Raw genomic sequence first — 23506 nt, 5'->3', positions numbered from 1 at the left:
CCCTTACTCTTCGTGCGGGCGAAAACGCCACTTGCGCTCGACGGCGGCATGGAGATCGAGGCTGTTGCGATGCGCGAATAGAAGAATATGGCCGAGCACGTCGGCCGTTTCATCGGCGAGCGCCGTCGCAAGCTCTGATTCGCTCATGCCCTTGCGGCGGCCGCGGCCGGTGATTCTGTTCCAGATCTGGATCAATTCGCCCATCTCCTCCTGCAATTTCAGGACGAACCAATCGTCATCGCGTTCAAGGCCGTTGTCGGCGGCATAGGTCGCGGAAGCCGCCTCGAACTGCGTCATCAGATCTTTCAGCATCGATATCGTTCCTCTTATGTTCCGGGCATTGATGAACGATTCCGACAAAAAAGTCGAGCCGGCGGAGTTTTGCCCCGCCGGCTCGTCAAAATCCAGTTCGCGATACGCTTAGCCTTTGTTGGGCAGCAGCATGCAATCGAAATCCTTGCGCTTCAGAGCGGAGCAGGCGGAACTCGCATCGTCGCGGCTTGCAAAGCCGATGAAACGGGCACGATAGACGGTGTTGCCACCCTTGCCGACGGCTTCGGTATAGGGCGAGGCGTTGGCGAGCGCGTTGCCGGCGCGGGACTTCGCTTCGGAGAGCAGATCCTTGGCGGCCTGGGCCGTCGGCGTTGCGGCGATCTGCACCTGCCAGCCACCGCCGGCTGCCGGCTTGTTGGAAACGAGAATCTCGTCCATCGCTGCGGGGCGATCCATCGGCACGGTGACGTTCGAGGCGGCGGCAAATGCCATCGGCACGGCCTCGGCGCGCTTGTTGGTCGTCGTCGCGGTGGTCTGCGTGTCGACATCGACGGCAACATCATCGGAGGCGGAGGCCACTTCGACCTGCCGTGCAGCCTTCCCGCCACTGACGCTTGCAACAAGCCGCGATGCCGAAACGGAGGTCGCCTTCGGAATGTAGCGATCCAGCAGCGATGCCATCAAGGCATCGCGGCCGCGGGCCGTGGCGCCGCCCATGACGACACCGATCACACGACGGTTGCCCTGTCGCACGGCGCTGACCAGGTTGAAGCCGGAGGCGTTGGTATAGCCGGTCTTGATGCCGTCCATGCCTTCATAGCGATACATCAGGTTGTTGTGGCCGCGAACGCGATGACCACGATAGCTGAAGCTCGCCTGCGAGAAGAGCCGGTATTCCTGGGGATAATTGTTGATGAGGGCAACGGCGAGCGTCGACATGTCGCGTGCCGTCGTCACCTGCTGCATGTTGGGAAGGCCCGAAGCATTCACGAAGACGGTGCGGCGCATGCCGATCTCGCGCGCCTTCTGCGTCATCAGCCGGGCAAAGCCGCTTTCGCTCCCGCCCAGCGTTTCCGCCATGGCGGCGGCGGCATCGTTGGCGGACTTGATAATCATGCCGTCGACGGCTTCGCGGACCGTCACCGTGCTGCCGGGTCTCAGACCGAGCTTGGTCGGAGGCTTGGCCGCCGCAGCGCTCGATACCGGTATCCGGCTGTTCCAGCTCAGCTTGCCGCGATGGATCGCCTCGAAGGTCAGATACAAGGTCATCATCTTGGTCAAGGATGCCGGATGGTTGAGGTCATCCGCATTGCTTGAGGCGAGCACCTTGCCGGTCTTCGCATCCATGATGAAATAGGCGCTGCCAGCAAAGCTCGCCACAGGAGCGCTCAATAGCAAGACGGCCGCAGACAGAGCCATCAAAAGTCGTTTCATAATTGTCCCCAACCGAAAGAATGCCAACACACCGCATCAATCCATGTATGATTTTGCGACAAAAAACCTGATATCGGTGCGATATTGAGGCAACAGCCTCGATAGTTCTTTAATTTTGCTATTGCTGGTAAAATAATTGTTAACGTATTGGAAATTATGGCAAAGATTCAGTAAGGTTTAACGGAGGGTGGGCTAAAGCGTTGGCATTGGTCAACCAGGTCGCTCCGCATGGAACAGGGCATCAAGGTCCGCCTCAAGCGCACGATGATTTCCAGCGGGCTGGAGGCTGCCGCAATTCTAAAGGGTGCCGGCCTGATGCGCGATGTCGCCGGCCTTGGCGCCATCTTCACGCTCCATCATGTCCGCCCCGCCCTGCCCCGCCGTTTTGCGCCCAATGCGCATCTGGAGGTTTCGCCCGGCTTTCTCGATCGCGCGATCGCCCGCCTGAAGCAGGATGGCTACGAGTTCATCGCGCTCGACGCTCTTCCCTCGCGGGCAGCCACTGCCGCGGGCAAGCCGCCTTTCGTCGCCTTCACGCTCGATGACGGCAACCGGGACAATCTCGACCATGCCCTGCCGGTCTTCGCACGCCACAATGCGCCCTTCACCGTCTTCGTCGCCCAGGGGCTTTCGGAACGGACCCATAGTCTATGGTGGGAAACGCTGGCCGAACTGCTCGGCCGGCTGGATCGGCTGACATTCGACTTCGGCTCCGGCGAGGAATTCGTGCCGCTTGGCAAGGACAGTCAGAAACATGCCGCATTTGCCCGCTTCGCCGCTTTCGTTCACGGAAACGAAGAAAGCGAAGCCGTCGGACGGATCGACGAGCTTGCCAGGCATCATGGCCTGGACCCCCTCGATATCGTACGGGCGTCCATCATGGATCGGAGCGAATTAAGGCAACTTATCGATCATCCGCTCGCTTCACTCGGCGCGCATACGGTGAGCCACCGGGCACTGGCGAGGCTGACGGAGGCGGAGGCTGCGGCGGAAATGGCGCTTTCGGCCGATTATGTGACCGACATCGCCGGAAAACAGCCGATTGCAATCGCCTATCCCTACGGCACGCCGGAAGCAGTCTCGCAGCGCGAGGGCAGGCTTGCCGCGGAACTCGGCTTTTCCGTCGGCGTCACGACACGCCCCGGCACTATAATGGCGACGAACGGCGCGGCTGCGATGCTCCTGCCGCGACTATCGCTGAACGGCCATTACCAGAAGGCGCGCTATGCGTCGGCGCTCGCCTCCGGCATCCCCATGCGGCTGATGGGGCGCCGGGAAACGGCATAGGGTCACGGATACATCCGCACCTTCTGCCAGGCACCTTCCGGGACATCGCGACGAAATTCGATTCGGTCGTGCAGGCGGAACTGGCGGTCATGCCAGAATTCGATCGAGAGCGGCCGGATGCGGAAGCCGGACCAGTAGGACGGACGCGGGATCTCGCCGATGGCATAGCGGGCCGTGTATTCGGCGACGGCCTTTTCCAGCGCGAACCGGCTCTCCAGAGGGCGGGATTGCTTCGAGGCCCAGGCGCCGATGCGGCTGCCCCGCGCCCTGGTCTTGAAATATTCGTCGGCCTCGTTGTCGGTCACCACTTCAACCAGGCCGCGCAGGCGCACCTGGCGACGCAGCGATTTCCAGTGGAAACACATGGCCGCTTTCTTTTGGGAAAGAATTTCTTGGCCTTTCTGGCTTTCGAAATTCGTATAGAATACGAATCCGTCACTATCGAAGCCTTTTAGAAGAACCATGCGGACATTTGGCAAACCATCCTTATCCACCGTTGCCAGTGCAACCGCATTCGGATCGTTCGGCTCCGTGCTCTCCGCCTCGCGCAGCCAGGCCGCAAAAAGGGTGAAAGGCTCGTTCTGCTCGGTGAAGTCACCGCTTGTTAACTCGTTTTCCGACATATTAGTTTAAATACTCCGCAATTCCTAATAACCGCCGGCCCCTCTGGCTGGCCGCAATGTTCGGGTGGAAGTCATAGCAAAGTCGACCGTTGATACAAAGCGCAAGCTTGCAAAAGGCGTGACGATGGCTGTCGCCCTGGTCTCCCTTTTCACACTTGGCGGCTGCGTCGGCGGCGGCATGGACTATCTGAGCTCCGCCAAGGTGGATCGCAGCGTATCGACCGGCACGGTGCCGACAGCCCCCGTGACGACCGACAGCATTTCCGATGAGACGACCGTACGCAATGCGGTCACTTCCGCGGATCTGCTCAAGCTCAACGGTCAGTCCATTCCGTGGGCCAACGCCTCGACCGGCAGCGCCGGCGTCATCGACACGATCGTCGAAAGCAACGCTTCGGGCGTGGTCTGCCGACAGTTCCGCACGAGCCGCCACTCCTATCAGGGCATTGCCAATTTCTCCGGCAGGACCTGCCTCGTCGGCCAGGGTGAGTGGCAGCTGCTCAGTTTCCAGCAGGCCGGCTGAACCTCCTCGTCCTCCGCTCCTTCCCGCATCCTAGATACTGCGAGCCGATGAGCGCATGTGCAAATGCGCTACCGACGCATTTGCCAGCTCCCGGCCGGCCTCGTTAGCGATCGGCTAACCATGCCGCCAAATGGGGATGGCTTGCCCCTGCCCGGCGTAACGCCTGATTAGCAACTCTTCCCGCAGGATCGGTTCATTCGCGCATCGCCGTGCCTCCCAGACAGGAAGCAAGGTGGCGAAGCGCGACCAACGGGGTTCTTTGCTTGGAGTGCCGCTATGGGGCTGGGCACATCCATGAACGATGGCGGGAAAGATGCGCGATCCGTACAAGGTGCTGGGCGTTAAGAAGGATGCAGGGGCGGACGAAATCAAGTCCGCCTGGCGCAACCTGGCAAAAACCGCCCATCCGGACCACAATCTTGGCGATCCAACGGCGACGGAGCGTTTCGCCGAAATCGGCCATGCCTACGAGACGCTGAAGGATCCGAAGAAGCGCAGCCGTTACGATCAGATCGCGCGCATGGCCGAGGCCAAGGGCCAGAGCCAGGAGCAGACGATCATGCAGCAGCGGCAGGCCGCGCGCGAAGCGGCCGAGCGCGCCAAGGCCGCACGCGCCAACGCCGACAAGATCATGGAAGAGCTTGCCCAGGCCAATGCGCGCAAGGCCGCTGCATCCGCCGCGGGCGGCCGGTCCGCCCAGCAGACCGCCGCCGGCGAATCCCCCGAGGACATGGTCGAGCGCATTTTTGGAGTGAAGGCCGGCCGCGCGCAGCAGGAGCAAGCCACGGCGGAGACCGGCGCACAGCAGGCGGAAAAGGCGCAGGACGCCAACTCGGCCGCCGCCGAAGAAGCCTCCGCCGAAGAAGAGTTGCTGGCGACGGGAACTTCTTCAGCCGGCTCACGGTCCGCATTCGGTATTCTGAGCTCGCTCGTACGCCGCATCACCGGCGGCAGCGTTCCGGAGAAGCCGCCGGAAAAGACGCCAGAGGTCGCGGCGGAAGCCACGGTGACGCTCGATGACATGCTGAAGAGCCGATGGATCACCGTTCCGCTGTCCGACGGCCGCGAGGCGCGCTTCCAGGCGACGACGGACATCTCGAACGGCCAGGTACTTCACCTGAAAGGCCAGGGATTGAAGCTTCAAGGCATGTTGCGCGGCGACGTCGCCATTACCATCCATCTGTCTACCGACGGACGCTTCACGCTCGACGGCAGTGACGTGCGCACGATACTGCCCGTCACCATCGAGAATGCCGTGCTCGGCTGCGAAACCATCGTCGACGGGTTGAACGGGCCGGTCAAGCTGACGGTGCCCGCCTGGTCCGGTTCGGATCAGGCCGTTCGCATTCCCGGCGAAGGATTGCCCGACGGCAACGGCGGAAAAGGCGATCTCATCGTCGAATTGCGGCTCATGCTGTGGGAAAAACCGGACGATAAGGTTACGGATCTCATGCGCAGCATGCGCGAAGGGCTTTTCCTGTGAAATTTTAGTGACAACAGCACCCTTTGTTACGATCCCTAACAGTTGATGATCTTTACGATGCTTGAACAGGGGGACGGGCTATGCCATAGGCAGGGTCATTCGAAAGTTCAAGGGAGCAGAATATGGCTCAATCCACTGGCCTCATGGCAGGCAAGCGCGGCGTCATCCTCGGCGTAGCAAACAACCGTTCGATAGCGTGGGGTATTGCCAAGGCCTGTTCGGATGCCGGAGCCGAAATCGCATTGACGTGGCAGGGCGATGCCCTGAAGAAGCGCGTCGAGCCGCTCGCCCAGGAACTGGGCGCCTTCATGGCAGGCCATTGCGACGTGACCGAGCCGGCAACGATCGATGCGGTCATCGACACGCTGGAAGCCAAATGGGGCAAGATCGATTTCGTCGTGCACGCCATCGCCTTCTCCGACAAGGACGAACTGACCGGCCGTTACCTCGATACCAGCCGCGACAACTTCACAAAGACGATGGACATCTCCGTCTATTCGTTCACGGCGGTTGCACAGCGCGCCGAGCGAATCATGAATGACGGCGGCTCGATGATCACCCTCACCTATTACGGTGCGGAGAAGGTCATGCCGCATTACAACGTCATGGGTGTGGCAAAGGCTGCTCTGGAAGCAAGCGTGCGCTATCTCGCAGTCGATCTCGGCGGCCGCGGCATTCGCGTCAACGCGATCTCGGCAGGCCCGATCAAGACGCTCGCGGCTTCCGGCATCGGCGACTTCCGCTACATCCTGAAGTGGAACGAGTACAACGCACCGCTGAAGCGGACCGTCACGATCGACGAGGTCGGCAATTCCGCCCTCTATCTGCTGTCCGACCTGTCGACGGCTGTCACCGGCGAAGTCCATCACGTCGATTCCGGCTACCATACGGTCGGCATGAAGGCCGTGGACGCGCCCGACATTTCCGTCGCGAAGGACTGACCAACAGGAAATCTGACCGTGTCGCCCATCCTCTATGTGATACGTCACGGTCAGACCGACTGGAATGCCGAGCGGCGCCTGCAGGGGCAGAAGGATATCGATCTCAACGCCATCGGCCGCGAACAGGCGCGGCAGAACGGCATCGATCTCGCCGAAATCCTCGCCTTCGAAAACCGGCCCTTCGATTTCGTCGCCAGCCCGTTGCGGCGCACGCGCGAAACCATGGAAATCGCAAGACAGGCCATGGGCCTGCCGCCCAGGGACTATCGCACCGACGACCGGCTGGTCGAAGTATCGTTCGGCGCCTGGGAAGGCTTTACCCTCAAGGAACTGAAAGCGACGCAGCCCGACCGGCTCGCGGAACGCAAGGCCAACAAGTGGGATTTCATTCCGCCCGGCGATGACGCGGAAAGCTATGAAATCCTCTCCTGGCGTGTCGGCTCCTGGCTGGCATCCGTCGACCGCCCGACCGTCTGCGTCACGCATGGCGGCGTCATCCGCACGCTATTCCGTCTGATCGGCGATGTCGAAAAGGAAGAAGCGGCCGAAATTCCTATCCATCAGGACCAGATCCTGAAGGTCGATCCGCAAATGAAGATTATCGGCTGGATGTAGAGCCATTCCCGACGAAATGTCGGCGGTGCGGCTTGGGAAACCGCGGGATAGCGATCGCGTCCGAAGCGCCGCGTCCGCTTGGGCCGCCAGTTGTCTGGCGGCGCCAGTATTCACTGAACGATATCGAGGTCGTTGACGACGCGCTTGCCATCGACTTCCGTGTAGAAGACGACGACCTTCACACCAGCCTGCAGGCCGTTGAAATCGAAATCCTCCGGCACCTGATAGTTCTTGCCGTCGTCCAGCGTGATGCTGAAATTCTTCGTATCGACCTTCTTGATCGTGGCCTCGACATCTGCGCTTTCGGCAAAGCCTGCGACGGGAGCAAGAAGGCTTGCCGTGGCTAAAAGCGTCGCTACAAAAAAGCGCATGGTCGTCACCCCTTAACGTCAATTCGACTGTGATTTCTTATGAGCCCTAGAGAACACTGCGAATATGGCGGAAATTGCCCGCAATGGTGGCTTTGCTCGCCCAATTGGTGAATGCATCGTCACAATCCACAGAACGGATTAATCTTTGTTTACCATATCGATGATGCAACGGAAGATGGTTGCGCCAGCCGTTTCCGCGCTGTTGGAAAGAAAGATTTTGTCTTGCCGGCATTTTGGCCTATGAGTGTGCCGCAATTGCAAGAGACAAGACGCGGTCTGCCTGTCAGGCTGCACCAAACCGGTCGTTTTTCATGTCGCACAATACTTTCGGTCACCTCTTCCGCGTCACCACCTGGGGCGAAAGCCACGGTCCGGCGCTCGGCTGCGTCGTCGACGGCTGCCCTCCGGGCCTCCGCTTCAAGCTCGAGGATATCCAGGTCTGGCTCGACAAGCGCAAACCGGGGCAATCACGCTTCGTCACGCAGCGCCGCGAGGACGATCTCGTCAAGGTGCTGTCGGGCGTGATGCTGGACGAGGACGGCGAGACGATGATCTCGACCGGCACGCCGATCTCGATGCTGATCGAGAACACCGACCAGCGCTCGAAGGACTACGGCGAAATCGCGCGGCGCTATCGCCCCGGCCATGCCGACTACACCTATGACGTCAAATACGGCATTCGCGACTATCGCGGCGGCGGGCGCTCGTCGGCCCGGGAGACGGCCGCACGCGTGGCCGCCGGCGGCATCGCCCGCCTCGTCGTGCCCGGCGTGACGATCCGCGGCGCGCTGGTGCAGATCGGCAAGCACAAGATCAACCGCGCCAACTGGGACTGGGCGCAGGTGGACCAGAACCCGTTCTTCGCTCCCGATCCGGAGATCGTGCCGGTATGGGAGGAATATCTCGACGGCATCCGCAAGGCCGGCTCCTCGATCGGCGCCGTGGTGGAAGTCGTGGCCGAAGGCGTGCCGGCGGGCCTTGGCGCCCCGATCTACGGCAAGCTCGATCAGGATATCGCCTCGCTGCTGATGTCGATCAACGCCGTCAAGGGCGTCGAAATCGGCGAAGGCTTCGCCTCCGCCGAACTGACCGGCGAGGAGAATGCCGATGCGATGCGCATGGGCAACGACGGCAAGCGCATCTTCCTGTCCAATCATGCCGGCGGCATCCTGGGCGGCATTTCCACGGGCGAACCCGTCGTCGCCCGCTTTGCCATCAAGCCGACCTCCTCGATCCTGACGGAGCGCCAGTCGATCGATGCCGACGGCAACAATGTCGATGTGCGCACCAAGGGCCGCCACGATCCATGCGTCGGCATCCGCGCGGTGCCGATCGGCGAGGCGATGGTTGCCTGCGCCGTCGCCGACCATTATCTGAGGGATCGCGGCCAGACGGGCCGGCAGAGATAGGAAATTCGAGATGCCTTACGACCAGAAGCGTGTTGTCGATGCCATCCGGGCCTTCGAGGCCGGCGAGATCGTTGTCGTCATGGATGATAACGACCGCGAAAACGAAGGCGACCTGATCGTCGCCGCGGTTCATTGCACGGCGGAAAAGATGGCATTCATCGTTCGCCACACCTCCGGCATCGTCTGCACGCCGATGCCGCGCGAGGAAGCCAAGCGGCTGAACCTCAACGCCATGGTGGCGGAGAATGACTCCGCGCACACCACCGCCTTCACCGTTTCCGTCGATTTCAAGCACGGCACCACGACGGGCATTTCCGCCGACGACCGGACGCTGACGGTGCGCAACCTCGCCAATCCGAATGTCGGCCCCACGGATTTCGTCCGTCCCGGCCATATTTTCCCGCTGGTTGCGCGCGAAGGCGGCGTGCTCATGCGCTCGGGCCATACGGAAGCAGCCGTCGATCTCTGCAAGCTCGCCGGCCTGCCGCCGATCGGCGTCATCTGCGAACTCGTCAATGACGACGGCACGGTCACGCGTGGCCAGCAGGTCGTCGGTTTCGCCGAGCAACACGGGCTGAAGCTCGTCTCCGTCGCCGATCTCATCGCCTATCGCCAGCGCAAGGAAACGCTGATCGAACTCGGCACCAGCTTCGACATCGAGACGCCGTTCGGCAAGGCGCGCGCCCATACCTATTCCCTGCCCTGGGACCCGATGCAGCATCTTGCCGTCGTCTTCGGAGACATCCGCGACGGTATCGATATTCCGGTACGCCTGCACCCCGAAAGCGTCGCCGAGGATATTTTCGGCAAACGCCGGCCTGTCGATTTCTATATGAACAAGATCGCCGAAGAGGGACGAGGCATCATCGTCTATCTGCGCGAAGGCTCCGTCGGCGTCGGTCATTTCGACAACGGCCGCAAGTCGCGCCAGACCGGCCGCGAGGCACATGCCGAAGCCCAGACGCGGGACAGCGAATGGCTCGAAATCGGCTTGGGCGCACAGATCCTGAAGGATCTCGGCGTCAGCTCGATCAAGCTGCTCACCAGCCGCGAGCGGCACTATGTCGGCCTGGAAGGTTTTGGCATCAAGATCGCAGAGACGGAAATCTGCTAGTCGGCCTGATGACCGGCTCCCATCCGTTGCGATCAATCGTCATTGCAGCGGATTCCCGGCGGCCATGAATTCGGCGGATCAAGACTCGATGGTATCGCGGGACAAGAACTCGCGATCCAGCAGGCCCATCATGATGTCGTCGTGCCAGCTACCATTGACGTAAGCCGTCTCCCGCTCCCTGCCTTCGACGACAAAGCCGCATTTTTCATAGGCGCGGATGGCACGCTTGTTGTAGGCGAGCACGCGTATTCCGATGCGGTGCAGTCCCATCTCGCCGAAGGCATGGTGCAGCAGAACGGTGATCGCTTCGGTGCCGAAGCCTTTGCCCAGCAAGGCCGGATTGTTGATGCCGATCGCCATCGTCGCGCGCCTGTCCTGGCGATTGACGTTGTCCAATCTGATTTCGCCGGCGAAGGCGCCGTTGATTTCGATCACCCAGGCATGGGGATGATCGGCGAGCCATTGCAGCCATCTGGCGGCGCCTTCCCGGGTGACGGGTTTCAAGTCGCCCCTGCTCACACCGAACATCTCCCCTATCTCGGCGCTGTTGCCGAGAGCGACACGCACATCTGCATCGCCGGCGCGCGGCGGCCGGAGCCTAATATTGCGGCCCTCAAGAATCGGTGACGACAACGAAACCTCCCGTTTCAGACCTGCTCCCGTCTAGCCTGACACACTGGATGAAAATCTCGCAGCGCTATGCGCCGCGCCAGCCCTCAAGAAAAACGACCCTTTCAACTCCGGTGAAGCGGGCGACGCGCTCCAGCTCGGCTTCCAGCTTTTCCAGCCGGCCGGCCGATGCCCTGACACCCGGCTCCAGCCACAGGCGTTTGACGTCCAGCGTGCCCGCCTTGCGGTCGGCCTTCATGTCGATCCGGCCGATCAGCCGGTCGCCTTCCAGCAGCGGAAAAACATAGTAGCCGTATTCACGCTTGGGTTCCGGCACGAAGATCTCGATGCGATAGAAGAAGCCGAACAGCCGTTCCGTGCGATTGCGATCTCGCAAGGTCGGATCGAAGGGGCTGAGGACGCGGATGCGCGCCGGCGCTTCGGCATGATTGTCGAGCGTGTCATGAAAATCGAGGAAGGCGTAGGAAGGGCGCGGCTTGCCGCTATCGGCAGGCTCGATCAACACATCGGTCAGCTCGTCCCGATGCGTCTCGACCCATGTCCTGGCCTCTTGAGGCGTTATCAGATCCCAGAAGGCGGCGATTTCGCCCGACGTGGCGAAGCCGAGGCGCTGCAACGCACTGCGGCAAGCCCAGTCGACGAATTCGTCGTGCTCGACTTCCGGCTCATGGAAACGGCTCGGCAGAACGCGCTCGACCAGGTCATAGACCTTCTGGAAATTGGTGCGGCCGGCGATGGCGAACTTGCCGGTGCGCCAGAAGTATTCGAGCGCCGTCTTGTTCGGATGCCAGTTCCACCAGCCGCCGGAGACGTGATCTTCCGCCTTGACCTCGCGGGCGGTGATGGCGCCATTCTTCAGCACCCGCTCGTAGGTCTCGTCGAAGACGGCCTCGAACCCCTCCCCCCGCCATTTGCGCCAGCGCTCGATGATCGCCACTTCCTCGCGGCGGAAGCGATGTTTCCAGTAGACGAAGAAGGCGCTCGGCAGGATGGAGGCATCATGCGTCCAGTTCTCGAACAGCGCGCCATCCTTTTCCAAAAGCTCGGTCAGATGCTCGCGCCGATAGGTCTGGTTGCGCGAAAACAGGATCTGGTGATGGGCGCGCTCGACGGTGGCGATGCTGTCCACCTGCACGAAGCCGATGTCGTGGATGAGCTGTAGCAGACCCGCCTTGGTCAAGGCGCGGTTCGGTGGATTGGCAAGCCCCTGCTTGGCTAGGAACACGCGGCGGGCATCACGATTCGACAGCAGATTCGTCATTGCGGGATCATAGGCATAAATTCCCATGCATTCAAAGAGGTCTTGATTTGATAAATCGAGGCTATGCGCTATAGCTCCGCGACACCACCACCGAACAGGGAAGCCGCTTGGATATCCGCTTTGACAATGCCGGCGTCGACTACGGCACGCGCACCGCGCTGTTTCCGCTGAACCTGACGCTTCAGGAGCGCCGCATCGGGATAGTCGGGCTCAACGGTTCCGGCAAGACCACCTTTGCGCGGCTGATCAACGGGCTCGTCAAGCCGACGTGCGGGCGTGTCACGGTCAACGGTCTCGATACGGTCGGCGATGCCGGCAAGGTGCTCGGCAAGGTCGGCTATATCTTCCAGTCGCCGCAGAACCAGATCATCCTGCCCATCGTGCGCGACGATATCGCCTTCGGGCTCAAGGCACGGGGATACGACAAGACGCAGGTCGATGCGGCCGTCGAGGGCATCCTTGCGCGATTCGGCGCCGGCCACCTGGCAGGGCGGCGCGCGCATGAGCTTTCCGGCGGGGAACTGCAGATGGCGGCCCTCTGCTCGGTGCTGGTCACCGGCCCGGATATTCTCATTCTGGACGAACCGACGAACCAGCTCGATCTCAAGAATCGGGCGCTCGTGCAGAAAACCATCGCCGGGCTGCCGGAAAGCACCGTCGTCATCAGCCACGACCTGCCGCTGCTCGAGGATTTCGAGCGGGTGCTGTTGTTCGATCAGGGCCGGCTCGTCGCCGATGCGCCGGCGGCGGAAGCGATCGCACGCTACAGGGAGTTGGCGAGCTGATGCAGACGCTGCATGTCGACGTCGATACCTGGCTGCACCGGCTCTCGCCGCGCGTAAAGCTGCTGACGCTTGCCGCATGTGGCGTTCTGCTCTTCTTGACGCAGTCGGTCGCGCTGCTTGCCTGCGCAAATCTTGTCGGTGCCGGCCTTTATTTCCGCACCGGACTGGCGATCGGAGATGCGCTGAGACGGCTGAGGCCGATTCTGATCTCGATTGCCGTCCTTTCGGTTTTCGCAGCACTCGTCGGCCCGTTCCACGCCGCAATCGTCACGGCCTTGCGTCTGACGGCGCTCGCTCTGTTTGCCGCGACGGTGACGGCGACGACGTCGATGGCCGCCTTCATCGACGAGATCACGGCCCTTGCCATGCCGCTCGAAAAGATCGGCCTGCTCAGGGCCGCCGATATAGGGCTTGCGATCGGCCTCGTAATCCGTTTCGTGCCCGAAATTCTCGATCGCTATCGCGCGATTCGCGAAGCGCATCAGGCTAGGGGCATCAAGATACGCCTGGCGACCACGCTTGCGCCGCTCATCATCCTGACGCTGCGCGACGCCGACAATATTGCGGCGGCAATTGACGCGCGTGGAATTCGGCGGCAATGAACACAGGTCTTTTTCGGAAGGAGCCGCCATGAACACCCGCGATCTCGTCCTCTCGGCGCTTTTTGCCGCCATCATCGTGGCGCTCGGCCTGCTGCCGCCGATCCCGATCGGCATCATTCCGGTTCCGATCACCGCACAATCGCTCGGCGTCATGCTCGCCGGTGTCGTGCTCGGCGCCAAGCGCGGCACGATCGCGGTGCTGCTGGTGGTCGTCCTCGTGACCATCGGCCTGCCGGTCCTGTCGGGCGGCCGAGGCGGCCTCGCGGTGTTCGTCGGCCCGACGGCCGGCTTCTTCGTCGGCTGGATTTTCGCGGCCTTCATCACCGGTTACCTCTCCGAACGGCTGGTAAAGCCGGAACAGAGCGGCCTGGTTCAAGGCGTCGGCTTCTTCATAGCCGCCGTTATCGGCGGTGTTGTGGTGCTCTATGCGTTCGGCATTGCCTGGCTGGCCCTCAATATCGGCTTCAGCAAGGCGTTTCTGGGATCGCTGGGCTTCGTGCCGGGCGACGTCGTCAAGGCCGTGGTCGCAGCGCTCGTCGGCCGCGCCGTCATGGCCGGCTACCCGCTGCTGCCACAGCGGAGCTGAACATCTCACACAAAATCGCGGCGGTTCGCGGCTGCGATGCCGGCCATACAGCCGCTCAAGCGAGATATTTGTAGAGCCAATCGCGCGTGTCTTCCGGCAGCGGCACCGGATCCTGCTCATCGCCACGTACTGCAAGCCAGAGGATTTCCACCTCCGCGGCCAGTTCGTTGCCGGTCTCGACCATCACCATGAAGCCGATCGACTTGCCGCCGATCTTGTTGACACTGATGGAGAAGCGGGCAAGGTCATCGAAGCGCAAGGCGCGATGCAGCGAGCAAGAGGCCTTCTTGGCGATATAGATGGGCTCGTCGTCGACCAGCGGCCGCGTGCGCCAGAAATTCGAAAGCGCCGTTTCCGCCTGGGAGATGTAGGAGGCGATGAACATCTGGCCGTGCCGGTCGACATCGCGCGGCGGCACCCTTACCTCGATGACATCGGATCTTTCTACTCTCGCCATCACGCAATAACCCTGACCGACGCCATACTGACCTTAACGAAAGCTTAACACCGCACCTCGATAAGTAAACGGCCGCCCTCTCAAAGTGGTTAAGATGGGTTGTTGACATTGTAGTGACATTGTCCATGTCCTCTAATAGGCGTCAGACATCATTTATAGATTGGCCCCATGAGCACACGTCTTTACGAACACCCGATCTTTCTCGAGCACATCGTTCCGCCGGGCCACCCGGAGCGACCCGACCGGCTGCGGTCGCTGAACATCGCGCTGGAGCATCCGAATTTCGAGCGGCTGGACCGGCGAAAGGCCCCTCCCGCCCATGAGGATGCGATCCTGCTTGCGCATCCCGAAGAGCATCTGGAGTTCGTGCTGCGCTCGATGCCGGACAAGGGCGACGAGGGCGAGATCAACCAGCTCGAGGCGGACACCTATGCCAGCCCGAAGACGCTGCAGGCGATCATGCACGGCGTCGGCGGTGCGATGGCGGCGGTCGACGATGTCTTTACGGGGGCAGCCGACAACGTCTTCGTCGCGGCCCGTCCGCCCGGCCATCACGCCGAGAAGACCAAGGCCATGGGTTTCTGCTTCTTCAACAATGCGGCGATCGCCGCACGCCACGCGCAGAAGGTCCACGGCGCCGAACGCGTCGCCATCGTCGACTGGGACGTGCACCACGGCAACGGCACGCAGGACATTTTCTGGGACGATCCCTCCGTTCTCTTCTGTTCGACCCATCAGATGCCGCTCTATCCCGGCACCGGCAAGAAGGACGAGCGCGGCGCGCGCAACACCATCGTCAATGCGCCGCTGTCCCCCAATACCGGCGGCGATCATTTCCGCGAGGCCTTCAAGTCGCGCGTGCTGCCGGCGCTCCACGACTTCAGCCCGGATCTCATCATCATCTCGGCCGGATTCGACGCCCATCACCGCGATCCGCTCGCGCAGCTGAACCTGACCGGCGAGGATTTCGACTGGGCGACGGGACGGCTGCTCGAAGTCGCCGACCGCAGCGCCAAGAACCGGGTCGTCAGCCTGCTCGAAGGTGGCTATGATCTGGAAGGTCTCGCCGAGTCGGCGGGGATGCATATTCTACGCATGATGAGAGGTTGACGATGAGTGAGAGCGCCAAGGCGGATGTATCGGGCTATTCCTTCGAGAAGGCCGTGGCGGAGCTTGAAAGCATCGTTGCCCGGCTCGAACGGGGCGACGTGGCGCTGGATGAATCTATCACCATCTACGAGCGCGGCGAAGCACTGAAGAAGCATTGCGAGACGCTGCTTTCCGCGGCGGAAAACCGCATCGAGAAGATCAGGCTCGACCGCGCCGGCAAGCCGCAAGGCACCGAACCGCTTGATGGCGCCTGAGGCCGACAGGAAAGTTTGAGTTTGGCCGACATTCCCGGTAGGTTGAGTCTCAACCGAAAGGAGAACCGACATGTCCTTCTTCCCAGGCAACGATCCTCAGGCTGGCGATGCCTTCGCCTGCGACGCGATCGAGAACCTCATCATCCCGCGCACCAGCGACCTCGGCGGCTTCTCCGTGCGACGCGCGCTTCCAAGCAGCCGGCGGCGGCTGGTGGGGCCGTTCATCTTCTTCGACCGCATGGGACCGGCGATCCTGCGGCCGGGCGAAGCGCTCGATGTTCGCCCGCATCCGCATATCGGCCTTTCCACCGTCACCTACCTGTTCGACGGCGAGATCCGCCATCTCGACAGCCTCGGCACGGCCAAGGTGATCCGCCCCGGCGACGTCAACCTGATGACGGCCGGGCGCGGCATCGTTCATTCCGAGCGCACGCCGGAGAACCTGCGCAGCAACCCCTTTGCCATGTCCGGCCTGCAGACATGGCTGGCGCTGCCCGACGAAAAGGAGGAAATCGACCCCTCCTTCGCCCACACGGAGAAGGGCGAACTGCCTGTCATCGCCGATGGCGGCGTGAGCGGGCGCGTGGTGATCGGCAGTTTCGAGGGACTGACCTCGCCTGTGAAATCCTTCTCCGATACGCTTTATGTCGATCTGCAGCTTCAGCCGGGCGCAACGTTTCCTTTCGGGGCAGCGCATGAGGAGCGTGCGGTCTACATCCTTTCGGGCTCGCTCGTCGTCGCGGGCGATCGTTTCGAGCAGGATCAGCTTCTCGTTTTTCGCCCCGGCGATGCGATTACGCTGGAAGCAGCCGAAAAAGGCTGTCATCTCATGCTTTTTGGCGGTGCAGCGCTCAATTCGAAGCGCTATATCTGGTGGAATTTCGTTTCGTCCTCAAAGGAGCGCATCGAAAAGGCCAAGGAAGAATGGCGCACCGGCCGCTTCGATATCGTGCCGGGCGACGAGGAAGAGTTCATTCCCCTGCCGGAAGGCTAACGGGTTCATGACAATCCCACATGTTTCTTGTTCGGGAGCACCTTGAATTCGGCGTCTTTTATCGCAATCTGTTTTGACGTAAAGGCGGGCAACCGCCCAAGAATAGCAAGAAAGAGGCATCCGCCTTGACACAAATGCCACAGACGCCCCTGCTGGACCGGGTCCAATATCCTTCCGACCTGCGAAAGCTGGAGGACCGGGAATTGCCGCAGCTGGCCCGCGAAGTCCGCGACGAGATGATCGATGCGGTGTCGCGCACCGGCGGACATCTCGGCGCCGGCCTCGGCGTCGTCGAACTGACCATCGCCATCCACAGCGTCTTCGATACGCCGAACGATCGCCTGATCTTCGATGTCGGGCATCAGTGTTATCCGCACAAGATCCTGACGGGGCGCCGCGACCGCATTCGCACGCTGCGCCAGGAAGACGGTCTTTCCGGCTTCACGCGCCGGGCCGAAAGCGAATACGATCCCTTCGGTGCCGCGCATTCGTCGACCTCCATTTCCGCCGGCCTCGGCATGGCGGTGGCCGCCGAGCTGGATCAGACCGACCGCCGGGTGATCGCCGTCATCGGCGACGGCGCGATGTCGGCGGGCATGGCCTATGAAGCCCTGAACAATGCCGGCGCGCTCGACGCGCGGCTGATCGTCATCCTCAACGACAACGACATGTCGATTGCCCCGCCGACCGGGGCGATGAGCGCCTATCTTGCCCGGCTCGCTTCCGGCCGCACCTACATAGGCTTCCGCGACTTCGGCAAGAAGCTGACCGCCTATCTCGGCAAGAAGGTCGACCGCGCCATCACGCGGGCCGTCGAGCACGCACGGGGCTATGTGACCGGCGGCACCATGTTCGAGGAGATGGGCTTCTACCATATCGGCCCGATCGACGGTCATTCCTTCGAGCACCTGCTGCCGGTGCTGCGCAATGTCCGCGACAATGCGCAGGGACCGGTGCTGATCCATGTCGTCACGCAGAAGGGCAAGGGCTATCCCCCTGCCGAAGCGGCCGCCGACAAATATCACGGCGTCAACAAGTTCGATGTCATCACCGGCGCACAGACCAAGGTGAAGCCGAATGCGCCGAGCTATACCAGCGTCTTTGCCGATGCCCTGGTGCAGGAGGCGACGCTCGACGAGAAGATCGTCGGCATTACCGCCGCCATGCCGAACGGCACCGGCCTGGACAAGCTGCAGGAGTTCTTCCCCAAGCGCTGTTTCGACGTCGGCATTGCCGAGCAGCATGCCGTGACCTTCGCAGCCGGGCTTGCCGCGGAAGGCTACAAGCCTTTCGCCGCGCTTTATTCCACCTTCCTGCAGCGCGCCTACGACCAGGTGGTGCATGACGTGGCGATCCAGGGCCTGCCGGTCCGCTTCCCGATCGACCGCGCCGGCTTTGTCGGTGCCGATGGCCCGACCCATGCGGGCTCCTTCGACACGGCTTTCCTCGCGACGCTGCCGGGTTTCGTCGTCATGGCCGCCGCCGACGAGGCGGAGCTCAAGCATATGGTGCGCACCGCCGCCGCCTATGATCTCGGCCCGATCTCCTTCCGCTATCCGCGCGGAGAAGGCGTCGGCATCGAAATGCCGGAGCGCGGCCAGATCCTCGAGATCGGCAAGGGCCGCGTGATGAAGCAGGGTACGAAAGTCGCGTTGCTGTCCTTCGGCACGCGGCTGGCCGACAGCCTTGCCGCAGCCGAGGATCTCGATGCCGCCGGCCTGTCGACGACCGTCGCGGATGCGCGCTTCGCCAAACCGCTCGATCACGACCTTATCCGCCAGCTGGCCGCCCACCACGAGATTCTGATTACCATAGAGGAAGGCTCGGTCGGCGGCTTCGGCAGCCAGGTCATGCAGTTCCTTGCCAATGAAGGCCTGCTCGACAGCGGCCTGAAGATCCGCTCGCTCGTGATGCCCGACATCTGGATGGAGCAGGCCAAGCCCGAGGCGATGAACGCCAAGGCTGGCCTCGACCGTGCCGGCATCGTGCAGACGGTGTTCCGCGCGCTCGGCCATGGCCGCATCGTCGAAGCTGCCGGCTGATATGAAAGATCAGGCGGCCCTGCGGCTGCCTGATGCCATCAAGCATCGAGCGCATTGAAGACCGCGGCACGATCGCGGCCGGCGGCTTTCGCCTGGTAAAGCGCCGCATCGACGTTCTGCAGCAGCAGCTTGCGCGTGGCGCCGTCCTTCGGAGCGAGTGCAACGCCAATGCTCAATTTTGCAGACATGGACACGCCATCGACTGCAAACGGCGCCCTGAATGCGATCAGCAATCGTTCGGACAATGAGACAAGCGCGCTCCTGTCCGGGGGTACCGACACGAATACCGCGAACTCGTCACCTCCCATGCGAACGACGATATCGTCGGCATGGACGACCGAGCGAATGCGGGCCGCCGCCTCGCACAGGACTTCGTCGCCGACGTTGTGGCCGAAGCGATCGTTGATCGACTTGAAGCCGTCCATGTCGAGATAGAGAACGCCGAAATGGCGGCCAGCGGCAACGGCCGCGCTCAGCGCGCCATCGACGACGCCCTCCAGCGCCGACCTGTTGAAGAAACGGGTCAGCGGATCGGTCATGGCAGCCGTGCGCAAGCCATTTTCGGCTATCCCCATCAGCAGGTTCGATTTCTGCAGACGCAGCAGCGCGCTTGCGATCTGCGCGAAGTGCCTCAGGCTTTGCTCCTCACCCGGCGAGAACCGTCTCGGCTTCTGATCGAGAATGCAGAAGGCTCCGACAGGCAGGCCGTTTTCCAGCCGCACCGGCGCTCCGGCATAAAAGCGGAAACGCGGATCCTCGATGACGAAGGAAAAGCTCCGCAATTCCGGATCCTCGGCAAGATCGGGAATGACCAGCAGCTCGTCGTCGAAAACCACACGCGTGCAGATCGACATATCGCGAGAGCATTCGGCGATCTTCAGCCCCGCCTGCCCTGCAATGCGCTGCCAATCCTCATCGATGATGTTGATCGCCGCATAGGGCATTTCAAATACGCCTCTCGCCAGTTCCGCGAGGGTCGCGAGCTCCGGCGTCGGACTGCTGTGAATCGCATTCAGGGAGCGTACAGCCAAAAGTCTTTGTGTTTCATTGGCCGGAACTCGGACGAGCTGTCCCATTCGAATCTCCCTCGGCGATCATCCTGCGATTTATAAAAATGGCGGCTTGCCGCTGAGGGCAACCCTGCTGTCGATCAAATATTGAATAAATCTTGACCAAAGGATGATCCAGCCGCCTGGGAAACGGGCGCTCATCGCCCAAACCGCCCGTTTCCCAGGGCAAGAGCGCTGCCGGCAATGGCGTGGCTGCCCCGAAACAGGACGGGTGCCGGGCTGGCATACCTTTGCAACAGCCTGTGAAAAACGCAATCGGCCCGCCGCAAAGCGACGGGCCGACGAAGTTCATGAAAGGTGATTCGCAGTGAGCGACCTTGCGGGATATCGCCGCGGGGCGCCTCTCGGGACGATCAGAACTCTTCCCAATCATCCTGGGCGGCAACGGCGGCCGCCGCCGTCGCCTTGCCGGCGAAAGCCTTGGCGACCGTGCGCCCCAGAGCGCGAGCCGGCGATGCTGCAGGCTTCGAACGCGCGGTTGCCGCGACCGGACGAGCGGGTGCCGCCTGAGCGGTGTTGCCGAGGCGGAATTGCTGAAGCAGCTCGTTAAGCCCCGCAGCTTCGCGGGCAAGCGCATGGCTCGCAGCCGTCTGTTCCTCGACCATGGCGGCATTCTTCTGCGTGCCCTGATCCATGTTGTTGACGGCGGTGTTGATCTCCTGCAGGCCGGTCGACTGTTCGCGGGTCGCGGTGACGATCGCGCCGACGTGGCGGTTGATCTCCTGCACTTCGGAAACGATCAATTCCAAGGCCTTGCCGGTTTCGCCGACCAGCGAAACGCCAGTGTGGACCTGATCGCTCGAAGTGGTGATGAGCGACTTGATCTCCTTGGCCGCATTGGCGGAACGCTGGGCGAGCTCGCGCACTTCCTGGGCAACGACGGCAAAGCCCTTGCCGGCGTCGCCTGCGCGGGCAGCCTCGACACCGGCGTTCAGCGCCAGAAGATTGGTCTGGAAGGCAATGTCGTCGATGACGCTGATGATGTTGCTGATCTCGCCCGAGGATTTTTCGATCTGCTGCATGGCGGAGACGGCTTTGCGCACCACTTCGCCCGATCGTTCCGCGCCGAGGCGGGCGCGCTCGACGAGATGACCGACATCCTCGGCGCGTTTGGCCGAATCGCGAACCGTGGTCGTCACCTGCTCCAGTGCCGCGGCGGTCTCTTCGACGGCGGCTGCCTGCTGCTCGGTGCGATGCGCCAGATCGTCGGCGGCCGAACGGATTTCGTCGGCACCGGCGTTGATGGCGCGCGCATTGGAGCCAACGGACTGCAAGGCCGCTTCCAGCTTTTCGACAGCATGGTTGAAGTCGGTGCGAACCCCGTCGAACTGCGGAGCAAAAGCGTTGTGCAGGCGGGTGGCGACATTGCCTGACGACAGAGCCGAGAGGCCGCCTGCAAGCGTTTCCATGGCAAAGCGGATTTCGTCCTCCTCGCGCGCCTTCCGTTCGTCGTTCATCCGGCGCTGGCGTTCGGCATCGTCGCGCATACGGTCGGTCTCGCCGGCGAGGCGGAGTTTCTCGATGCCCGCCTGCTTGAAGACCAGGACGGCATCGGCCATGCGGCCGACTTCATCGCCGCGACCGACAGCCGGGACTTCGACGTCATGCTCGCCATTCGCCAGACGACCCATGGCCACGGTCATGCCGACGATCGGGCGCACGATGAGGCGCGACAGCAGCCAGGCGAGCACGGCGGCGGCGAACGAGGCAAAGACGCCGCCCACGATGAGGGTCAGGCGAAGATCGCCATTGGCGTCATCCTGCAGGGCAGCCAGATCGCCGGCCTTGGCGCGGGCGGCCTGCTTGATCTTGGCTGCAGCTTCGCGGAAGCCGTCGAGCTGACCCTTGGTTTCGTTCTGGCCGATCTTGACGATCTGGTCGAGCGGCATTTCGGTTTCCTTGCGGGCCTTGACCTGCGGCTCCGCAAGCTGGTGGAAATAAAGATCGGCGGCCTTCTGCATGTTATCGATGGCTTGCAGCAGATCCGGAGAATCGGCGGCAGCCTGCTTGGCCGCGGCGATGCTCTTCAGCATCCGTTCGCGATTGTTGAAGATATCGCCATAGGTGCTGTCGCTGCGCAGAAGCAGGAAGCCGCGCAGATTGACGGCCTGCTCGAGCATCGCCTGCAGCGAGTCGTCGATCAGGCTGACGAGCTGCTGCGACCTGGTCTGCTCCGCAGCAGCACCGGCGGAGACTTCTTCCTTGGAATAGACGAATGCGGAAACACAGGCGAAAATGGCGATCAGCGCCGTAAACGTGATGGCAAGCTTGCCATTCAACGAGAGTTTTTTCGCAAACATGAGCGAGCGCCTCCTGAGCGCCGGTCCTGGCGAGCATGATCGGCCCGCGCTTGGGAGGGACCGCGGCCGACGCTCGAAATATTCAGGGAGGGCATGATTGGGACGCGGAAACGCGAAGCCTTCATGGCAGGCGACGATCTCGAAACAGACCATCGCAATCCCGGGTACAAGTAGAGGCTGTGGCTTTAAAATTATTTAATTTTACGCGATCGGATTTAAACGCGTCCTAGTTCACCGGCGCCGCGGAGAGAATCAGGATGTCCAGGTCGTGTTCGGGATAGAAATCCTGCGCCGTCATCTGGAAGGTGGTCGAACCCGTCTTCTTCACATCGCTGCCGCAGAAGCTGATGTAATTCTCAGGGCTGCCCTTATCGACCGTCAGCTCGAAATGCTTGATCGGGCCGGACCAGTTGGCGCCCGTCGTCAGCACATAGGAGATCCAGCTCTCGGTGTAGCTGCGGCCGCCCTTGTCGGCCACGGCCGCAAGCTTGGTCGCCGTCTTCAGGAAGGCTTCATCGAGGCAATACTTGCTGCGATAGGCCTGCAGCTGCTGCTTCTGATAGTCTTCCTCGCCGGCGAAGGTGATGGCCACGGTGCCGCCGACGCTCGGCTTGTAGCGATGCTCGACGGCAATCTTCGCCTTGGCGGGGAACTTGGTGCGCCACCAATAGGTGGTGTGCAGTGTCCACATCGGCGTCGGGTGATGCTTCATGCCCTGACCATCATTGTCATATTCGTCGTCGGCGATCAGGCCGCGAGCCGTCCAGTCCTCGAGCACATCGAGGGGCAGCGTGGCGACGGCATCCATCGCCGCCTTGCTCAGCGGCAGCAAGGGAATGCCGTGCGCCTTCAGCTCGTCCGTCATATCGACGCCCGCCACCGATACGCGCTGCTGAAGGGTCGGGGTGATGGCCTTGCCGTCCTGCGTCACGGTGAAGCCGAGGAAATTGTCGGAATCGACGTTTCCGGCATCGACCGTGCTGTCTATATCGCCCTTGATATCGGGCATCGGGAAAGCGACGACGCTTTCGACATCCCTGTCGGCGGTGTTTTCGAAGACGTAGTCGACGCGCACTTCGGCCTGCGAAACGAAGAGCTTTTCCTCGGCCATGCTGATATCGCCAGTGCGGACATAGGCGAGTCCGCCGGTTCTCAGCTCGGCCATGGTGTCGTTCGCAAGGGCCGGTGCAGCGAACATCGCCATTAACGCCGCAAAGCCGCCGATCTTCCGCATGATACCCCTCGCCCGTTGATTTCAGCGATTATGGCCGGCCGCAATCCGCCGTCAACGCCGATATCAGCATAAAAGGCTTGCAACATATTCCATTGCCCTGCATGGACA

General features: G+C 62.0%; 24 protein-coding genes. 14 read left to right on the top strand and 10 right to left on the bottom strand.

The genetic code is table 11. The features are described from left to right. Positions 1-3 precede the first annotated feature (3 nt). A complete protein-coding gene (locus ACQZ6J_RS10185) occupies positions 4-312 on the bottom strand; it encodes a pyrophosphatase (protein ID WP_449083760.1) in 309 nt (102 codons plus the stop codon). Between the two features lie 108 nt (positions 313-420). After that, positions 421-1707 (bottom strand): D-alanyl-D-alanine carboxypeptidase family protein, encoded by a 1287-nt coding sequence (locus ACQZ6J_RS10180; protein ID WP_163984482.1) that lies wholly within the window; start codon positions 1705-1707, stop codon positions 421-423. 228 nt (positions 1708-1935) lie between these two features. Between ACQZ6J_RS10180 and ACQZ6J_RS10175 the strand changes: the two genes are divergently transcribed. Then, positions 1936-2994: a polysaccharide deacetylase family protein gene (locus ACQZ6J_RS10175; protein WP_449083758.1), complete on the top strand. Its 1059-nt coding sequence runs from the start codon at positions 1936-1938 to the stop codon at positions 2992-2994. A gap of 2 nt (positions 2995-2996) precedes the next feature. Here the strand turns inward: ACQZ6J_RS10175 and pdxH are convergent, their stop codons facing one another. After that, entirely contained in the window at positions 2997-3617 is a 621-nt protein-coding gene (gene pdxH / locus ACQZ6J_RS10170) for a pyridoxamine 5'-phosphate oxidase (RefSeq protein ID WP_449083756.1), read from the bottom strand. Between the two features lie 64 nt (positions 3618-3681). Here pdxH and ACQZ6J_RS10165 point away from each other — a divergent pair, with 64 nt between their 5' ends. The 4 genes from ACQZ6J_RS10165 (at position 3682) to ACQZ6J_RS10150 (ending at position 7179) form a co-directional block, all read left to right on the top strand. Then, entirely contained in the window at positions 3682-4140 is a 459-nt protein-coding gene (locus tag ACQZ6J_RS10165) for an RT0821/Lpp0805 family surface protein (protein WP_163984485.1), read from the top strand. 313 nt (positions 4141-4453) lie between these two features. Further along, a complete protein-coding gene (locus ACQZ6J_RS10160) occupies positions 4454-5623 on the top strand; it encodes a DnaJ domain-containing protein (RefSeq protein ID WP_449083753.1) in 1170 nt (389 codons plus the stop codon). Positions 5624-5745: 122 nt separating this feature from the next. Then, a complete protein-coding gene (fabI, locus tag ACQZ6J_RS10155; RefSeq protein WP_163984487.1) occupies positions 5746-6564 on the top strand; it encodes an enoyl-ACP reductase FabI in 819 nt (272 codons plus the stop codon). A gap of 18 nt (positions 6565-6582) precedes the next feature. Continuing rightward, positions 6583-7179 (top strand): histidine phosphatase family protein, encoded by a 597-nt coding sequence (locus ACQZ6J_RS10150; RefSeq protein WP_449083751.1) that lies wholly within the window; start codon positions 6583-6585, stop codon positions 7177-7179. Between the two features lie 110 nt (positions 7180-7289). On the opposite strand, the gene ACQZ6J_RS10145 is transcribed toward ACQZ6J_RS10150, so the two are convergent. Beyond that, on the bottom strand, positions 7290-7550 hold the full coding sequence (locus tag ACQZ6J_RS10145) for a DUF1344 domain-containing protein (RefSeq protein ID WP_004110020.1): 261 nt from the start codon (positions 7548-7550) through the stop codon (positions 7290-7292). A gap of 311 nt (positions 7551-7861) precedes the next feature. Here ACQZ6J_RS10145 and aroC point away from each other — a divergent pair, with 311 nt between their 5' ends. Continuing rightward, positions 7862-8959, top strand: coding sequence for a chorismate synthase (aroC, locus tag ACQZ6J_RS10140; RefSeq protein ID WP_449083749.1), 1098 nt, complete (start codon positions 7862-7864; stop codon positions 8957-8959). Positions 8960-8969: 10 nt separating this feature from the next. Continuing rightward, positions 8970-10073: a 3,4-dihydroxy-2-butanone-4-phosphate synthase gene (gene ribB / locus ACQZ6J_RS10135; protein ID WP_163984490.1), complete on the top strand. Its 1104-nt coding sequence runs from the start codon at positions 8970-8972 to the stop codon at positions 10071-10073. A 78-nt stretch (positions 10074-10151) separates the two neighbouring features. Here ribB and ACQZ6J_RS10130 read toward each other — a convergent pair whose 3' ends face one another. Together ACQZ6J_RS10130 and ACQZ6J_RS10125 are read right to left on the bottom strand one after the other, a co-directional pair. Next, entirely contained in the window at positions 10152-10706 is a 555-nt protein-coding gene (locus tag ACQZ6J_RS10130) for a GNAT family N-acetyltransferase (protein ID WP_449083746.1), read from the bottom strand. A gap of 64 nt (positions 10707-10770) precedes the next feature. Beyond that, the gene (locus tag ACQZ6J_RS10125; RefSeq protein WP_449083744.1) at positions 10771-11964 is read right to left on the bottom strand and encodes a winged helix-turn-helix domain-containing protein; all 1194 of its coding nucleotides are present in this window, start codon (positions 11962-11964) and stop codon (positions 10771-10773) included. Positions 11965-12071: 107 nt separating this feature from the next. On the opposite strand from ACQZ6J_RS10125, the gene ACQZ6J_RS10120 reads away from it, so the two are divergent. From ACQZ6J_RS10120 to ACQZ6J_RS10110, 3 genes are read left to right on the top strand one after another with little or no spacing between them, the layout of a single operon-like run. Then, on the top strand, positions 12072-12749 hold the full coding sequence (locus tag ACQZ6J_RS10120; protein WP_449083742.1) for an energy-coupling factor ABC transporter ATP-binding protein: 678 nt from the start codon (positions 12072-12074) through the stop codon (positions 12747-12749). Next, complete coding sequence (locus ACQZ6J_RS10115; RefSeq protein WP_449083740.1) at positions 12749-13351, top strand: energy-coupling factor transporter transmembrane component T family protein; 603 nt, start codon at positions 12749-12751, stop codon at positions 13349-13351. Before ACQZ6J_RS10120 ends, ACQZ6J_RS10115 begins: the two co-directional genes overlap by 1 nt. 28 nt (positions 13352-13379) lie before the next feature. Continuing rightward, complete coding sequence (locus ACQZ6J_RS10110; RefSeq protein WP_449083738.1) at positions 13380-13937, top strand: biotin transporter BioY; 558 nt, start codon at positions 13380-13382, stop codon at positions 13935-13937. 55 nt (positions 13938-13992) lie between these two features. On the opposite strand, the gene ACQZ6J_RS10105 is transcribed toward ACQZ6J_RS10110, so the two are convergent. Beyond that, positions 13993-14394 carry an acyl-CoA thioesterase gene (locus tag ACQZ6J_RS10105; RefSeq protein WP_163984496.1) on the bottom strand — a complete coding sequence of 134 codons (402 nt, stop codon included), beginning with the start codon at positions 14392-14394 and terminating at the stop codon, positions 13993-13995. A 168-nt stretch (positions 14395-14562) separates the two neighbouring features. On the opposite strand from ACQZ6J_RS10105, the gene ACQZ6J_RS10100 reads away from it, so the two are divergent. From ACQZ6J_RS10100 to dxs, 4 genes are all read left to right on the top strand, one after another. Continuing rightward, entirely contained in the window at positions 14563-15504 is a 942-nt protein-coding gene (locus ACQZ6J_RS10100; RefSeq protein WP_449083736.1) for a histone deacetylase family protein, read from the top strand. A gap of 2 nt (positions 15505-15506) precedes the next feature. Continuing rightward, positions 15507-15758: an exodeoxyribonuclease VII small subunit gene (locus tag ACQZ6J_RS10095; protein WP_163984498.1), complete on the top strand. Its 252-nt coding sequence runs from the start codon at positions 15507-15509 to the stop codon at positions 15756-15758. A 70-nt stretch (positions 15759-15828) separates the two neighbouring features. Further along, entirely contained in the window at positions 15829-16752 is a 924-nt protein-coding gene (locus ACQZ6J_RS10090) for a pirin family protein (RefSeq protein WP_163984499.1), read from the top strand. A 125-nt stretch (positions 16753-16877) separates the two neighbouring features. After that, positions 16878-18794, top strand: coding sequence for a 1-deoxy-D-xylulose-5-phosphate synthase (gene dxs / locus ACQZ6J_RS10085; protein ID WP_163984500.1), 1917 nt, complete (start codon positions 16878-16880; stop codon positions 18792-18794). Positions 18795-18832: 38 nt separating this feature from the next. Here the strand turns inward: dxs and ACQZ6J_RS10080 are convergent, their stop codons facing one another. The 3 genes from ACQZ6J_RS10080 to ACQZ6J_RS10070 form a co-directional block, all read right to left on the bottom strand. After that, positions 18833-19870, bottom strand: coding sequence for a diguanylate cyclase domain-containing protein (locus ACQZ6J_RS10080; protein WP_449083733.1), 1038 nt, complete (start codon positions 19868-19870; stop codon positions 18833-18835). Between the two features lie 347 nt (positions 19871-20217). Further along, positions 20218-22164: a methyl-accepting chemotaxis protein gene (locus tag ACQZ6J_RS10075; protein ID WP_163984502.1), complete on the bottom strand. Its 1947-nt coding sequence runs from the start codon at positions 22162-22164 to the stop codon at positions 20218-20220. A gap of 226 nt (positions 22165-22390) precedes the next feature. Beyond that, the gene (locus ACQZ6J_RS10070) at positions 22391-23398 is read right to left on the bottom strand and encodes a DUF4424 domain-containing protein (RefSeq protein WP_163984503.1); all 1008 of its coding nucleotides are present in this window, start codon (positions 23396-23398) and stop codon (positions 22391-22393) included. Between the last annotated feature and the right edge of the window lie 108 nt (positions 23399-23506).

The organism is Rhizobium sp. A37_96 (assembly GCF_053521765.1).
Note: the sequence above shows the minus strand (reverse complement) of the source record. Positions and strands in the feature narration are given on the sequence as shown.

Excerpts from the sequence above, each read along its gene's own strand:
- ACQZ6J_RS10090 (WP_163984499.1), top strand. The coding sequence starts at position 15,829 with ATGTCCTTCTTCCCAGGCAACGATCCTCAGGCTGGCGATGCCTTCGCC.
- ACQZ6J_RS10175 (WP_449083758.1), top strand. The coding sequence starts at position 1,936 with ATGGAACAGGGCATCAAGGTCCGCCTCAAGCGCACGATGATTTCCAGC.
- ACQZ6J_RS10110 (WP_449083738.1), top strand. The coding sequence starts at position 13,380 with ATGAACACCCGCGATCTCGTCCTCTCGGCGCTTTTTGCCGCCATCATC.
- fabI (WP_163984487.1), top strand. The coding sequence starts at position 5,746 with ATGGCTCAATCCACTGGCCTCATGGCAGGCAAGCGCGGCGTCATCCTC.
- ACQZ6J_RS10125 (WP_449083744.1), bottom strand. The coding sequence starts at position 11,964 with ATGACGAATCTGCTGTCGAATCGTGATGCCCGCCGCGTGTTCCTAGCC.
- ACQZ6J_RS10100 (WP_449083736.1), top strand. The coding sequence starts at position 14,563 with ATGAGCACACGTCTTTACGAACACCCGATCTTTCTCGAGCACATCGTT.
- ACQZ6J_RS10180 (WP_163984482.1), bottom strand. The coding sequence starts at position 1,707 with ATGAAACGACTTTTGATGGCTCTGTCTGCGGCCGTCTTGCTATTGAGC.
- ACQZ6J_RS10080 (WP_449083733.1), bottom strand. The coding sequence starts at position 19,870 with ATGGGACAGCTCGTCCGAGTTCCGGCCAATGAAACACAAAGACTTTTG.
- ACQZ6J_RS10185 (WP_449083760.1), bottom strand. The coding sequence starts at position 312 with ATGCTGAAAGATCTGATGACGCAGTTCGAGGCGGCTTCCGCGACCTAT.
- ACQZ6J_RS10160 (WP_449083753.1), top strand. The coding sequence starts at position 4,454 with ATGCGCGATCCGTACAAGGTGCTGGGCGTTAAGAAGGATGCAGGGGCG.
- ACQZ6J_RS10075 (WP_163984502.1), bottom strand. The coding sequence starts at position 22,164 with ATGTTTGCGAAAAAACTCTCGTTGAATGGCAAGCTTGCCATCACGTTT.
- ACQZ6J_RS10105 (WP_163984496.1), bottom strand. The coding sequence starts at position 14,394 with ATGGCGAGAGTAGAAAGATCCGATGTCATCGAGGTAAGGGTGCCGCCG.
- pdxH (WP_449083756.1), bottom strand. The coding sequence starts at position 3,617 with ATGTCGGAAAACGAGTTAACAAGCGGTGACTTCACCGAGCAGAACGAG.
- ACQZ6J_RS10095 (WP_163984498.1), top strand. The coding sequence starts at position 15,507 with ATGAGTGAGAGCGCCAAGGCGGATGTATCGGGCTATTCCTTCGAGAAG.
- ACQZ6J_RS10145 (WP_004110020.1), bottom strand. The coding sequence starts at position 7,550 with ATGCGCTTTTTTGTAGCGACGCTTTTAGCCACGGCAAGCCTTCTTGCT.
- ACQZ6J_RS10070 (WP_163984503.1), bottom strand. The coding sequence starts at position 23,398 with ATGCGGAAGATCGGCGGCTTTGCGGCGTTAATGGCGATGTTCGCTGCA.
- ribB (WP_163984490.1), top strand. The coding sequence starts at position 8,970 with ATGCCTTACGACCAGAAGCGTGTTGTCGATGCCATCCGGGCCTTCGAG.
- aroC (WP_449083749.1), top strand. The coding sequence starts at position 7,862 with ATGTCGCACAATACTTTCGGTCACCTCTTCCGCGTCACCACCTGGGGC.
- ACQZ6J_RS10115 (WP_449083740.1), top strand. The coding sequence starts at position 12,749 with ATGCAGACGCTGCATGTCGACGTCGATACCTGGCTGCACCGGCTCTCG.